At 73.1% G+C, this 14,338-nt stretch carries 8 protein-coding genes; 5 read left to right on the top strand and 3 right to left on the bottom strand.

Annotated elements, in window-relative coordinates:
• Window positions 1–145: 145 nt before the first annotated feature.
• A complete protein-coding gene (locus ABZW10_RS09060; RefSeq protein ID WP_355361931.1) occupies window positions 146–3,178 on the top strand; it encodes a bifunctional [glutamine synthetase] adenylyltransferase/[glutamine synthetase]-adenylyl-L-tyrosine phosphorylase in 3,033 nt (1,010 codons plus the stop codon).
• Window positions 3,179–3,276: 98 nt separating this feature from the next.
• Here the strand turns inward: ABZW10_RS09060 and ABZW10_RS09055 are convergent, their stop codons facing one another.
• A complete protein-coding gene (locus ABZW10_RS09055; protein WP_355361929.1) occupies window positions 3,277–4,188 on the bottom strand; it encodes a phosphatase PAP2 family protein in 912 nt (303 codons plus the stop codon).
• Window positions 4,189–5,001: 813 nt separating this feature from the next.
• Here ABZW10_RS09055 and ABZW10_RS09050 point away from each other — a divergent pair.
• On the top strand, window positions 5,002–7,338 hold the full coding sequence (locus ABZW10_RS09050) for a M4 family metallopeptidase (protein ID WP_355361927.1): 2,337 nt from the start codon (window positions 5,002–5,004) through the stop codon (window positions 7,336–7,338).
• 208 nt (window positions 7,339–7,546) lie between these two features.
• The gene (locus tag ABZW10_RS09045) at window positions 7,547–9,271 is read left to right on the top strand and encodes a carbohydrate-binding module family 20 domain-containing protein (protein ID WP_355361925.1); all 1,725 of its coding nucleotides are present in this window, start codon (window positions 7,547–7,549) and stop codon (window positions 9,269–9,271) included.
• A gap of 61 nt (window positions 9,272–9,332) precedes the next feature.
• Here ABZW10_RS09045 and ABZW10_RS09040 read toward each other — a convergent pair whose 3' ends face one another.
• Window positions 9,333–10,079, bottom strand: coding sequence for an SDR family oxidoreductase (locus ABZW10_RS09040; protein ID WP_355361923.1), 747 nt, complete (start codon window positions 10,077–10,079; stop codon window positions 9,333–9,335).
• Window positions 10,080–10,529: 450 nt separating this feature from the next.
• Between ABZW10_RS09040 and ABZW10_RS09035 the strand changes: the two genes are divergently transcribed.
• Window positions 10,530–11,624 carry an alpha/beta hydrolase-fold protein gene (locus ABZW10_RS09035; RefSeq protein ID WP_355361921.1) on the top strand — a complete coding sequence of 365 codons (1,095 nt, stop codon included), beginning with the start codon at window positions 10,530–10,532 and terminating at the stop codon, window positions 11,622–11,624.
• A 261-nt stretch (window positions 11,625–11,885) separates the two neighbouring features.
• A complete protein-coding gene (locus tag ABZW10_RS09030; protein WP_355361919.1) occupies window positions 11,886–12,650 on the top strand; it encodes a hemerythrin domain-containing protein in 765 nt (254 codons plus the stop codon).
• 74 nt (window positions 12,651–12,724) lie between these two features.
• On the opposite strand, the gene ABZW10_RS09025 is transcribed toward ABZW10_RS09030, so the two are convergent.
• On the bottom strand, window positions 12,725–14,296 hold the full coding sequence (locus ABZW10_RS09025; protein WP_355361917.1) for an FAD-dependent monooxygenase: 1,572 nt from the start codon (window positions 14,294–14,296) through the stop codon (window positions 12,725–12,727).
• Window positions 14,297–14,338: the final 42 nt, after the last annotated feature.

Below are 14,338 nucleotides of genomic sequence, written 5' to 3'. Positions count from 1 at the left end.
GGAGTGGGGGGAGAGCCACGGGTCGGCCGGTCCGGCGTCCCGGCCGGCCATGCGTACTCCACCGCGCCGCCGAGCCGACGGGCAAGGCGACACGCCCTGCGGGCCCGGGGCGCGTAGCCTGCTGGGGCGGACCGACGGAGGGACGATGGCGGTGGAGGAACAGCGGGCCGGAAGCCGGGTCAGCCGGCCGGAGATCCGGCTGGTGCGGCGGGGGTTCACCGATCCGGAGCGGGCGCTGCGGCTGCTCGCCGAACCGGCGCTGACCGGTCTGGCCGCCGATCCGCTGCTGCTCGACGCGCTCGCCGCCACCGCCGACCCGGACCTCGCGCTGCTCGGCCTGTCCCGGCTGCTGGAGGCCGCCGACCCGGCCGACCAGCAGACCCTGCGGGACACCCTCACCACCTCCAAACCGCTGCGCGACCGGCTGCTCGGCGTGCTCGGCGCCTCCACCGCGCTCGCCGACCACCTGGCCCGGCACCCGCACGACTGGCACGTCCTGGTCACCTTCGAGCTGCGCGACATGCACCCCGGCCCGGAGGACTTCCGCCGCGCGCTCGCCGAGGGCGTCGCCGCCGACGCGGCCGACCCCGCCGGCCGCCCGGCGGACGCGCTGCGCGTCGCCTACCGCCGCTGCCTGCTGGCCATCGCCGCCCGCGACCTCACCGGCACCACCGACCTCGCCCAGACCGCCGCCGAACTCGCCGACCTGGCCGGCGCCACCCTGCAGACCGCCCTCGACCTCGCCGCCGCCCAGGACCCGCAGGCCGCCGAGGCCTGCCGGCTCGCCGTCATCGGCATGGGCAAGTGCGGCGGGCGCGAACTCAACTACGTCTCCGACGTCGACGTCGTCTACGTCGCCGAGCCGCGCGAGGGCGTCGGCGAGCAGGAGGCGCTCCAGGCCGCCACCCGGCTGGCCGCCGCCCTCACCCGGCTGTGCGCCGACACCACCGGCGAGGGCACCATCTGGCCGGTCGACGCCAACCTGCGCCCCGAGGGCCGCAACGGCCCGCTGGTCCGCACCCTGGCCAGCCACCTCGCGTACTACCAGCGCTGGGCCAAGACCTGGGAGTTCCAGGCGCTGCTCAAGGCCCGCCCGGTGGCCGGCGACCCGGAGCTCGGCGAGGCGTACACCGCCGCGCTGGCGCCGATGGTCTGGCAGGCCGCCGCCCGGGAGAACTTCGTCGCCGACGTGCAGCAGATGCGCCGCCGGGTGATCGACTCGATCCCGGCCACCGAGCTGGACCGCCAGCTCAAGCTCGGCCCCGGCGGGCTGCGCGACGTCGAGTTCTCCGTCCAGCTGCTCCAGCTGGTGCACGGCCGCAGCGACGAGGCGCTGCGCAGCGGCAACACCCTGGAGGCGCTGGCCGCGCTCTCCCGCGGCGGCTACGTGGGCCGCGCCGACGCCGCCTCGCTGGACACCGCCTACCGGTTCCTGCGCTCGCTGGAGCACCGGATCCAGCTGCACCGGCTGCGCCGCACCCATCTGATGCCCACCGGCGAGGAGGACCAGCGCCGCCTCGCCCGCTCGCTCGCCCCGCTGATCAACGACGACACCCGCTCCGACCCGGTCGCCGCGCTCCAGCGGGAGTGGAAGCGGCACGCGGTCGAGGTGCGCCGGCTGCACGAGAAGCTGTTCTACCGGCCGCTGCTGGACGCCGTCGCCGAACTGCCGACCGGCGCGGCCGGCCTGCGCCCGGAGGCCGCCCGGGCCCGGCTGGAGGCGCTCGGCTACGCCGACCCGGCCGCCGCGCTGCGCCACCTCACCGCGCTCGCCTCCGGGGTCAGCCGCAAGGCCGCCATCCAGCGCACCCTGCTGCCGGTGCTGCTCGGCTGGTTCGCCGACTCCGCCGACCCGGACGCCGGGCTGCTCAACTTCCGCCAGGTCTCCGACGCCCTCGGCCGCACCCCCTGGTACCTGCGGCTGCTGCGGGACGAGAGCGCCGCGGCCGAGCAGCTGGCGCGGGTGCTGTCGGCCGGCCGGCTCGCCCCGGACCTGCTGCTGCGCGCGCCCGAGGCGGTGGCGATGCTCGGCGACCCGCAGGGCCTGGTGCCGCGCGGGCGGGACGCCCTGGAACGGGAGGTGCTGGCCGCCGTCGGCCGGGCCGACTCCACCGCGGCCGCGGTGGCGGCCATCCGGTCGGTGCGCCGCCGGGAGCTGTTCCGCACCGCCGCCGCCGATGTGCTCGGCCGGCTCGGCGAGGACCCGGCGCAGGCGCTGGACACCGCCGGCGAGGCGCTCACCGCGCTGAACGCCGCCACCCTGCAGGGCGCGCTGCGGGCCTGCGTGGCCGGCTGGGAGGCCCGCAACGGCGCGCTGCCGACCCGGCTCGCGGTGATCGCGATGGGCCGGTTCGGCGGGCACGAGCTGGGCTACGGCTCGGACGCGGACGTGCTCTTCGTCCACGAGCCGCTGCTCGGCTCGCTGGAGGACGAGGCCGCCCGGGCCGCGCAGGCGGTCTGCCTCGAACTGCGCGCGCTGCTCGCCGCGCCGTCCACCGAGCCGCCGCTGGAGGTGGACGCCGACCTGCGGCCGGAGGGGCGCAACGGCCCGCTGGTGCGCTCGCTCGCCTCGTACGAGGCGTACTACCGGCGCTGGTCGCACGCCTGGGAGAGCCAGGCGCTGCTGCGGGCCGAGCCGGTGGCGGGCGACCCGGAGCTGGGGGAGCGCTTCCGGTGGCTGATCGACCCGCTGCGCTACCCGGGCGCCGGAGTGCCGGAGCGGGACCTGCTGGAGATCCGCCGGATCAAGGCCCGGATCGAGGCGGAGCGGCTGCCGCGCGGCGCCGACCCGACCACCCACACGAAGATCGGCCGGGGCGGGCTGGCGGACGTCGAGTGGACCGTCCAGCTGCTCCAGCTCCAGCACGGGCACGGACTGCCGGGACTGCGCACCACCCGGACCAGGCAGGCGCTGGCGGCGGCGGCCGGGGCCGGTCTGGTCGGGGCCGAGGACGCGGAGGTGCTGGACGCGGCCTGGGTGCTGGCCTCCCGGGTGCGCTCGGCGGTGATGCTGGTGCGCGGCCGGGCGGGCGACTCCTTCCCGACGGACGCCCGGGAGCTGGCGGGGGTGGCCCGCTACCTGGGCTACGGGGCCGGGCACAGCGGCGAGCTGGTGGACGACTACCGGCGCACCACCCGACGCGCCCGGTCGGTGGTGGAGCGGCTGTTCTACGGGTGAGCGCGCAGAGCTCCATGGGTGAGCGGGCAGCCGAGAGGGGCCCCGATTTCTCCGGGGCCCCTCTCGGCGTCTTGGCGCTCTCGGCGTCTTGGCGGCTGCTAGCGCCGGGCGCTGCTCACCGCGGGTTCGCTCCACTGCTCCGGGACGGTGACCGGCCGGGCCGGCTCCTCCTCCCGGGCGGGCACCTGCGGGAGCTTGTAGACCCAGGAGTGGTAGAACCAGCGGGCGGCGAGGAAGCCCACCAGCAGGCAGATCTCGCCGCCGACGGCGTCCATCCAGAAGTGGTTGGCGGTCGCGACGATCACCACCAGGGTGGCCGCGGGGTAGAGCAGGCCGAGCACCCGGACCCAGGTGCGCCGGGCCAGGAAGAAGATGGTCAGCCCGCACCACATCGACCAGCCGATGTGCATCGAGGGCATCGCGGCGAACTGGTTGGAGACGTGGGTGGCCGGGCCGGAGGCCATCGAGCCCCAGGTGCCGTGCGACTTCACGGTGTCGATGAAGCCGCCGTCGGTCATCAGCCGGGGCGGCGCCAGCGGGAAGAAGTAGAAGCCGACCAGCGCGATCGCGGTGGTGACGAACAGCACCGTGCGCACCGCGACGTAGCGGCCCGGGTGCCAGCGGTAGAGCCAGACCAGGACGCCGATGGTCACGATGAAGTGCAGCGTCGCGTAGTAGTAGTTCATCCCGGTGATCAGCCAGCCGACGCTGTCGACCGCGTGGTTGATCGAGCGCTCGACGGCGATGCCCAGGGAGTGCTCGAGGTCCCAGATCCAGCCCGCGTGCTTCTGCGCCACCGACTCCTGCTCGGGGACGGCGTTGCGCACCAGCGAGTAGATCCAGTAGCTGAGACCGATCAGCGCCAGCTCGAACCAGATCCGCGGGCGGGCCGGCGAACGGCGTTGCGCGCGGACGCGGGCGCGCAGCGCGGCCGTCCGGGTCTGGGCCGCGCTGGTGGCTCCGTCGGGCATGCGGCCGCCGTTCTGCTGGATCTCGGTCGGTTCCCCCATGGACGAGAAGTCTGCCAGACGTCCCGTAGCCGTCCGCTCATCCTCCGGAAGTGGATTCTTCACCGGCTGTCCCCCTTGAGTGGTAGGGGGTGGCTCCCACCGGGGGAGGGGGTGCGGGCGGGTCTGGTGCGGACCGGTGGGACGGGCATACGTCCCATTGTCATGCCGGGAGGGCGGGGAGGCGCAATCGGGGGTGGGCGGCGGGCGGGGTGAGGCATTGTGCCCGCCCGCAAGGATTTCCGCATCTTGCTGAAAATTGTTGCAACCCTGCGAGCCCTGTGCGGTGCAGGCTTCGACCGTTTCGGGTGCCTTCCGGTTCCGTTCAATGAACGGGGTTGACCGAAAACCGCCCGTGGCACGGCCGGAAAGGTGACGTGCCGCACCTGTCCGGCGCTGTCCGCCGCCGCCCGGGCCGGGGGTGGGCCCTGAGCGCTGGTCAGTGCCTGCCGGGGGTGAGCAAACCTTTTCGGCGGGAATGAAAACGATCTCCGGAAGTTCTCGCCGCCGTAACACTGCCGGGTGTCCGCCGGATCTACGGGCCGGTAGCTAATCGGCCAATCCATGGCATGCATCTGTCATTAACGGCTCGTTTGCTGCCACGATTCCTCCTGCTGCAGCCGAGGGGACCCCACCCCCCGGCGCAGCGGTCCGAGGTGAGGAACGGCGCGTCCCCTGCCGGAAAACGCTCGACCACCTTGCTCCGCAACCGCACCCGCGCCGCGTATCGGCGGCGGGGGCCCCCACTGAGTCGCAACCGCGGCCAGGTTCTCTCCACCGTCCGCGAACCCCGCGGCGGTCGGAAAAGGAGTCCGCATGTCCCGTTACGCCCACGCCCGGAAGGCCGCGGTTGTCATGGCCGCATCCACCGCGCTGCTGGTGACCGGCATCCCGGTCATCGCGCAGGCGGCCACCCCTGACGCGCCGGCGGCCGTCGCCGCGCAGCAGGCGAGCCGGGCGGAGCTGATCGCCTCCGCGAACCAGCAGACCGTCGGCATCGCCCAGACGCTGGGCCTGACCGGCAACGAGAAGCTGGTCACCAAGGACGTCGTCCAGGACACCAACGGCGCCCGCCACCTGCGCTACGAGCGCACCTACGCCGGTCTGCCGGTGCTCGGCGGCGACCTGATCGTCCACCAGGACGCCACCGGTGCCACCACGGGCGTGACCAAGGCCAGCGAGGCCGTGCTGAGCGGCGTCGACACCACGCCGAAGCTCGCCGCGCCCAAGGCGCAGGAGACCGCGCTGGCCGCCGAGGCCGGCTCCGCGCTCGACACCGCCCCGCGCCTGGTCGTCTGGGCCGCCGATGGCACCCCGAAGCTCGCCTGGGAGACCGTCGTCTCCGGCCGGGAGTCGGACGGCACCCCGAGCCGGCTGCACGTCGTCACCGACGCGACCACCGGCGCGGTCCTGAACAAGGCCGACGGCATCAAGACCGGCACCGGCACCGGCGTCTTCGTCGGCAACGTGCCGCTGACCACCACCCAGAGCGGGTCCAGCTACCAGCTCAAGGACGGCACCCGCGGCGGCCAGTACACCACCAACATGAACCACGGCACGTCCGGCAACGGCACGCTGTACAGCAAGACCAGCGACACCTGGGGCAACGGCCAGGCCAGCAACAGCGAGTCCGCCGCCGTCGACGCCCAGTACGGCGCCGCCGCCACCTGGGACTTCTACAAGAACACCTTCGGCCGCAACGGCATCCGCAACGACGGCGTCGGCGCCTTCAGCCGGGTCCACTACTCGACCGGCTACGTCAACGCGTTCTGGGACGACAGCTGCTTCTGCATGACCTACGGCGACGGTTCGGGCGACACCCACCCGCTGACCGAGCTGGACGTGGCCGGCCACGAGATGAGCCACGGCGTCACCTCGGCGACCGCCAACCTCAACTACTCCGGCGAGTCCGGCGGCCTCAACGAGGCCACCTCGGACATCTTCGGCAACGCGGTCGAGTTCTACGCGAACCTGCCCGCCGACAACCCGGACTACCTGGTCGGCGAGCTCATCAACATCAACGGCAACGGCACGCCGCTGCGCTACATGGACAAGCCCTCCAAGGACGGCTCCTCGGCCGACTCCTGGTACTCGGGCGTCGGCAACCTGGACGTGCACTACTCGTCCGGCGTCGCCAACCACTTCTTCTACCTGCTGGCCGAGGGCAGCGGCGCCAAGGTGATCAACGGCGTCAGCTACAACAGCCCGACCGTCAACAGCATCAGCCTCTCCGGCATCGGCCGGGACAAGGCGCTGCAGGTCTGGTACAAGGCGCTGACCACGTACATGACCTCCACCACCAACTTCGCCGCGGCCCGCACCGCGACCGAGAACGCCGCCAAGGACCTCTACGGGGCGGGCAGCCCCGAGGTGATCGCGGTCGGCACCGCGTGGGCCGCCGTCAACGTCGGCACCCTGCCGCCGGACCCGGGCGGCGTCACCGTCACCAACCCGGGCAACCAGAGCACCAAGGCCGGCACCGCGGTCAGCCTGTCCGTCAAGGCGAACGGCGGCACCGGCGCGCTGACCTACTCGGCCACCGGTCTGCCGGCCGGCCTGTCGATCAACGCCTCCACCGGCGTGATCAGCGGCACCCCGACCACCGTCGGCAACTCCAGCGTCACCGTGACGGCCAAGGACTCGGCGGGCAAGACCGGGACCACCAGCTTCACCTGGGCGGTCACCGACCCCAACAGCAGCTGCACCCCGGCGCAGCTGCTCGGCAACGCGGGCTTCGAGACGGGCACGGCCGCGCCGTGGACCGCCTCCAGCGGCGTGGTCGACAACTCGTCCTCGCAGGCGCCGCACGGCGGTTCGTGGAAGGCGTGGCTGAACGGCTACGGCTCGACGCACACCGACACGCTGTCCCAGACGGTGACCATCCCGGCGGGCTGCTCGGCGACGCTGAGCTTCTACCTGCACATCGACACCGGTGAGTCCGGTACGACGGCGTACGACAAGCTGGCCGTCCAGGTGAACGGCACCACGCTGAAGACCTACTCGAACGTCGACGCGGCCGCCGGCTACCAGCTGCGGACCTTCGACCTGTCGGCCTACGCGGGCCAGACGGTGACCCTCAAGTTCACCGGCACCGAGGACGTCTCGCTGCAGACCAGCTTCGTGATCGACGACACCTCGATCACCACGAGCTGACCCCGCGCCGGTGAAGCCGGCGGAAACCAGGTGAGACAGGGGCAGGGCCCGGCGGGTGCGACCGCCGGGCCCTGTGTCGTGCGCGGGGTATTGACGGCCTCCGGCCGGGCCCCTAGGTTCAGCGCTGCAAGTTTCTGAAACATTTCAGCAAGCTTTCGCGCGTGGTCCCCGGACTTCCCCCACCCGGCCACCCCCCACAGGAGACAACGTGGTCACCACCGCCCGCGCAGTCGGGGCGCTCACCGCCTCGGCGGCTCTCGCGCTCTCCCTCACCACCGCCTTCGGCGCGGCCCCCGCCGCCCAGGCCGCCCCGCCCGGCAGCGGCAAGGACGTCACGGCGACGCTCTTCGAGTGGCGCTTCGACTCGGTCGCCAAGGCCTGCACCGACACCCTCGGCCCCAAGGGCTACGGCTTCGTCGAGGTCTCGCCGCCCCAGGAGCACATCCAGGGCAGCCAGTGGTGGACCTCCTACCAGCCCGTCAGCTACCGGATCGCCGGGCGCCTCGGCGACCGGACGTCCTTCCAGCGCATGATCGACACCTGCCACGCGGCCGGCGTCAAGGTGCTCGCCGACTCGGTGATCAACCACATGTCCGCGGGCTCCGGCACCGGCACCGGCGGCACCGTCCACAGCAAGTACACCTACCCCGGCTACTACCAGGACCAGGACTTCCACACCTGCCGGACGGCGATCGGCAACAACTACGGCGACCGCTCGAACGTGCAGAACTGCGAACTGGTCGACCTCGCCGACCTGGACACCGGCAGCACCTACGTCCGGCAGAGCATCGCCCGCTACCTCGACGACCTGGCCTCGCTCGGCGTCGACGGCTACCGGATCGACGCCGCCAAGCACATCGCCGCCACCGACCTCGCCGCCATCAAGGCCACGACGGCCAACCCCCAGGCCTACTGGGTGCAGGAGGTCATCTACGGCGCCGGCGAGCCGATCCAGCCCTCCGAGTACACCGGCACCGGCGACGTCGACGAGTTCCGCTCCGGCACCTGGCTGAAGAGCGCCTTCCAGGGCGGCAGGCTCGCCGATCTGTCCGGCTGGGGGAGCGGCCTGCTGCCCACCGCCAAGGCCCGCACCTTCGTCGACAACTGGGACACCGAGCGCAACGGCTCCACGCTCACCTACCGGGACGGCTCGACCTACACCCTGGCCAACGTCTTCCTGCTGGCCCACCCGTACGGCTCGCCGAACGTGTACTCCGGCTACGCCTTCACCGGCCACGACGACGGCCCGCCGAACGGCGGCACCGTCAACGCCTGCTACCAGGACGGCTGGAACTGCACCCACGCCTGGCGGCAGGTGGCCAACATGGTCGGCTTCCGCAACGCGGTGGCCGGGACCGCGCTCACCAACTGGTGGACCAACGGCGCCAACGCGATCGCCTTCGGCCGCGGGAACAAGGGCTTCGTGGCGATCAACCGGGAGAGCGGCCCGGTCACCCAGACCTACCAGACCTCGCTGCCCGCCGGCTCCTACTGCGACGTCCAGCACGGCGACCCGGCGTCCGGCGGCTGCACCGGCCCGTCCTACACGGTCGGTACGGACGGCCGCTTCACCGCGACGGTCGGCGCGGGCGACGCCGTCGCGCTCCACATCGGCGCGCCCGGCAGCGGCACGGCGGTGACCGGCGGCGCGTCCTTCGGCGTCAACGCGACCACGGTCTACGGGCAGAACATCTACGTGGTCGGCGACAACGCCGCGCTGGGTTCCTGGGACACCACCCGGGCGCTGCCGCTCTCCTCGGCCGGGTACCCGGTCTGGAAGCTCGATGTGGCGATGCCCGCTGGTACCGCCTTCTCCTACAAGTACATCCGCAAGGACGCCTCGGGCGCCGTCACCTGGGAGTCCGGTGCCAACCGGACGGCCGCCGTGCCGGCCTCGGGCAGGGTGACGCTGAACGACACCTGGCGCCCGTAGCTGCCCGTCGGGCCGGGACCCTCGTCTCCGCCGGGACGAGGGCCCCGGTTTCTGCCGGGGGTCAGCCGCGCCCGATGTACGGCATGGCGCTCGCCATCACCGTCGCGAACTGCACATTGGCCTCCAGCGGAAGCTCCGCCATGTGCCGCACCGTGCGCGCCACGTCGGCGACGTCCATCGTCGGCTCCACCGCGACCCGCCCGTCCGCCTGCGGCACGCCGCTGCTCATCGCGGCCGTCATCTCGGTGGCGGCGTTGCCGATGTCGATCTGCCCGCAGGCGATCCGGTACGGACGGCCGTCCAGGGAGAGGGACTTGGTCAGCCCGGTGACGGCGTGCTTGGTCGCCGTGTACGCGGCCGAGCGCGGTCGCGGGGCGTGGGCGGAGATCGACCCGTTGTTGATGATCCGGCCGCCCTGCGGCTGCTGCGCCCGCATCTGCCGGAACGCGGCGCGGGCACAGAGGAAGGCACCGGTGAGGTTGACGTCGACCACGGCCCGCCACGCGTCGACGTCCAACTCGTCCACGGTGCCGGCCGGGCCGAACGCCCCGGCGTTGTTGAACAGCAGATCCACCCGCCCGAACCGCTCGACCGCCGCCCCGAACAGCGCGTCCACCGCCTGCGGGTCGGTGACGTCGGTCGGCACCACGAGCGCGTTCTCCCCGCCACTCGACCGACCGCTCTCCCGCAACGCCTCCTCCCGCCGCCCGGCCAGCACCACCCGCCACCCCCCGACGGCGAGTTCCACCGCGACGGCCCGCCCGATCCCGCTCCCGGCTCCGGTGACGACGGCGACGCGTTCCAGCATGGCGGGCTCCCGGTCGGGTTGCTGTGGGCTCGGACGGGCGACAGGGCTTGAGCCCTCAGCAGATCGTAGAGCGCCCGGCGGTGGGATACCTCGTCCGCATCTTCGAAAGGAGCACCGGACCGGCTCCCCTCCTCGTAGGCGACGACTGACGGGTTCCGGTGGGCGGGTGGCGGTTGGGGCCCGCCGGTCGGCGGGGGTGGGGGCCCCGCCGGTTGGGAGGGGTGGCGGGGGGCTTTACCGGATCGGGAACAAACATTGGATCGGTGCTGGCCAACGCGCAACCGGGGCATGGCGGCCCACGTCATAAGATCGCAGGACGGCGCGCTCCCGTGAGGGCGGCCTCCCGGGGGTCCCGCACAGCGTCGCGGCCCCGGTCCTGTCCGGCCCCACCCGGGGGCCACCGCCCGGCTCCGTGGGAGCGGGCGCGACACCGGTCGGAGAGTTCTCACCGTGCAGCCGCAGTCCTTCCGTTTCCGCGCCGTGCTGACCGGCGCCACCGTGTTCACCCTGGCCGCCGCGCTGGCGGCCTGCGGCAGCTCGGACGGCGGGAGCGCCGGGAAGGCGGGGGACGCGGCGAAGGGCGGCAGCTCCTCGGCGGCGGCCACCGGTTCCTCCTCCGCGCCCGGGTCCCCGACGGCGGGGTCGAGCTCGTCGGCGGCCGCTCCGACCACGACCGCGCCGCCCGCGACCCCCGCGTCGTCCGGCAAGGTGCTGATGCCCACCGGCCCGCAGGCCGCGTTCAGCAAAGCCAGGGACACCGCGGCCGGCCAGATCACGATGACCACGCTGACCGGCGCCAAGTCCGGGGTCACCGGAAAGGTCTGGGTCTGGCTCCCGCCCGAGTACAACGACCCCAAGTACGCGAAGACCGGCTTCCCGGTGCTCACCCTGTACGCGGGCGGCCAGAGCGCCGGCTACAACACCTGGACCGACAACCAGCTGCCGATCCAGGAGGTCGACGCCGACCTCGCCAAGCAGGGCAAGGCGCACCCGTTCATCATGATCATGCCGGTGCAGAACCTGGACTCCAACGAGGCCAAGGCCCTGGAGTGCGCCGACATCCCCGGCCAGCCCAAGATGGGCACCTGGATGGCCGAGGACGTCCCCGACTTCGTCCGCGCCAACTTCCGCACCGTGAAGGGCCGCGACGGCTGGGGCCTGATGGGCGCCTCCACCGGCGCGTTCTGCAGCGCCAAGCTGGCCCTGCAGCACCCGGACAAGTTCAAGGCCGCCGTCCCGATCGACGGCTACTTCACCCCCGACTCCCCGCTCTGGAAGGGCTACGAGAACGACCGCCAGGCCAACAGCCCCGACCTGCTGGTCACCCAGGGCAAGGCCGACGTGCGGATGCTGGCCACCGCCGGCGGCGCCAACGCGTACGAGAACAAGCTGGTCAAGGCCTGGGTCGCCAAGGCCGCGCCGCCGCTCACCGTCGAGTACTACGAGCAGCCCGGCGGCAAGCACCTGACCAGCGACTTCAAGAAGATGATCCCGGACACCCTGCAGTGGCTCAGCAAGAACCTCGAGGGGCCGCAGAGCGACTGAGCCCTGCGCGGCTGTGACGGGAACGGGGCCGGTCGGGCCGGGCGGATCGCCGAGCCCGACCGGCCCCTTCGTCGATCGCGCGGCGGAATGTTGCGCCGCGTTCGCCGGCGCGTCTGCCGGAACCGGCCGAACGGCCGCTGAGCTGCACGTCAATCGGACATTGATTCGCCTCTGATGTCCTCTCACCACTGTGGTGGGAGCGTCGTCCCGCCAGTTGTGCCAGGCCGAGCCAGGCCCCTGTCCGAGCGTGAAAAGAGTGCCATGCCCAGCCACCTGCTGTCCGTAGCGTCCCCGGTCTCGCCGGCAGTGCCCGCCAAGGGCGGCCCAGCACACGAGCACGTCGTCGACGAGGAACCGCAGGCCGTCCGCTTCGCCGGACTGCGCCTGGTGCACGCCGCGCTCCGCCGGGACCTCGCCAGGCTGCCCAACGCGCTTCGGCTGCTGCAGCCCGGCGAGGACGAGAAGGGTGCCGCGCTGCTGCGGCACTGGACCTTCGTCACCGCCATGCTGACCTGTCACCACGAGCAGCAGGACACCCGGATCTGGCCGATCGTGCGCCGGTTCGCGCCCGAGCTGCGGCTGCTGCTGAACTGGCTGGAGGCGGACCACCACAACCTCGACCACTCGTTCACCCGGGTCACCACCCTGGTCCGGATTGCCAGCCGGGACACCGGCTCGGTCTGGCCGGTGGCGTACGCCATCGAGGACCTGGAGGCCCGGCTGGAGACCCACCTGCGGACCGAGGAGCGCCAGCTGCTGCCGCAGATGGAGCGGGTCTTCGCGGAGAACTCGCGGGTCGGCAGCCTGCCCGAGCTGCTGGACGTGCTGCACTCGGCGCAGGGCCCGGGCAGCCCGGACGCGCTCGCCTGGCTGCTGGACGGCGTCGAGCCGGCGATGGTCGAGCGGCTGCTCTCCGACTGCGACGACCTGGTGGCCCGGAACTGGCCGCACTGGCAGTCCACCTACCAGCGGTGCACGGCGCCGCTGTGGGGGGCGCCCGGGGCGTGGGACGCGGCGAACGACTGAGCGCGGGAGGTTTTCGCGGGCCGCTGATCTACGCGCGTGGCATATGTCGATGGCGTATGCCTGGAGTGTAGGGGTCAGCGCAGGCCGAACCGGGCCAGGTAGCCCGGAAGATCGGCCGGGTCGTGGGTGGCCAGGCCCAGGTAGCCGTCCGGCCGGACGACGAACAGGCCCCGCCCGTACGCCCGCTGCGCGACGCCGCCGTCGACGCGGTGTCCGCGCACCCCGGTGGGCAGTCGCGGCAGGGCGTGGCCGATCGCGAGCACGGTGACCTGGGGGCCGCGCAGCAGCTCGAACAACCGGCGCCCGGCCAGGGCGTTCACCGGTGCGCCGTCCAGCCGGGCGCCGTCCAGCGGGGCGTCGGGTGCCCGCTCGCCGGCCCGCAGCGCCTCCTCGGGCAGGCCGGGGCGCGCCTCGACGGTCAGCGGGCCGTCCTCGTAGCCGAGCCCGAGTTGCTCGGTGCGCGGGCCGCGCCGCAACCCGCCGGCCCGGACCCCGCCCGCGCGGTGCAGCCGGGTGGAGATCTCCAGCACGTCGGCGGCGATCGGCAGGCGCTCCTGCTCGTAGCTGTCGAGCAGCGCCTCGTCGGCGCCGTGCCGCAGCACCTGGCCGAGCTTCCAGCCCAGGTTGTACGCGTCCTGGACGCTGGTGTTGAGGCCCTGGCCGCCGGCCGGGGAGTGGATGTGCGCCGCGTCGCCGGCGAGGAAGACCCGGCCCTCGCGGAACCGCTCGGCGAGCGCCGCGCGCGGCCGGAAGCCGGACGCCCAGTGCACGGCGCCGACCGCGGACTCCGGCAGGTGGGTGCGGGCGGCGATGGTCCGCCGTACGCCGTCCGCCGAGATGTCGGGCTCCGTTGGGTCGCTGTTCGCCGGGCTGCTGTTCGCGGGGCTGCTGTTCGGCGGGTCGACGTCCGCCGGGCTGCCGTCCGCTCGGCCGAACTGGGCGAACAGCTGGAAGGCGGTGGTGCCCGGCAGCGGGCAGAGCAGCAGCGCGCCGCCGGGCGCCTTCGGCCAGCAGTGCCAGTTCTCGCGGTCCAGACCGTCGATCTCGACATCGGCGACCAGGGCGGGCCGCGGGTCGACCTGCTCGCCCGTCATCGGGATGCCGACCGCCCGGCGGACGGTCGACCGGCCGCCGTCGGCGGCGACCAGGTAGCGGGCGGTGACCGTGCGGCCCGTGCCGTCGGGGCCGGTCAGCCGGGCCTCGACCCGGTCGGGGCGCTGGTCGAGGCCGTCCAGCGCGGTGCCGAAGGCGACCTCGCCGCCCAGTTCGCGCAGCCGCTCGTACAGCAGCTCCTGGGTGCGCCACTGCGGGAGCATCCAGACGTCCGGGAACGGCACGGTCGGGTCCGGCTCGGCGCGCCCGACGAGGTCCCACTCGTCCTGCCGTTCGCCGTCCTCCCAGCTCACCATGCGCGGGTACGGGCCGCCGGCGGCGTGGACGGCGGCGAGCAGGCCGAGGTCCTCGAAGACCTCCTGGGTGCGGGGCTGGAGGCCCTTGCCGCGTGAGCCGGGGAAGAGCGCCGGGGCCTGCTCGACCAGCAGCGCGGACACCCCGCGCCGGGCCAGGTCGCAGGCGAGGGTCAGTCCGGTCGGCCCGGCGCCGACGATCAGGACCTCGGTCCGGCTCCGGTTCTGGGCGTGCGCCATCGCACACTCTCCTTAACGTTGTTAAGCGACGGATGTCCAGAA

The sequence above is a fragment of the Kitasatospora sp. NPDC004723 genome, from assembly GCF_040609255.1.
Lineage (GTDB): Bacteria > Actinomycetota > Actinomycetes > Streptomycetales > Streptomycetaceae > Kitasatospora.
Note: the sequence above shows the minus strand (reverse complement) of the source record. Positions and strands in the feature narration are given on the sequence as shown.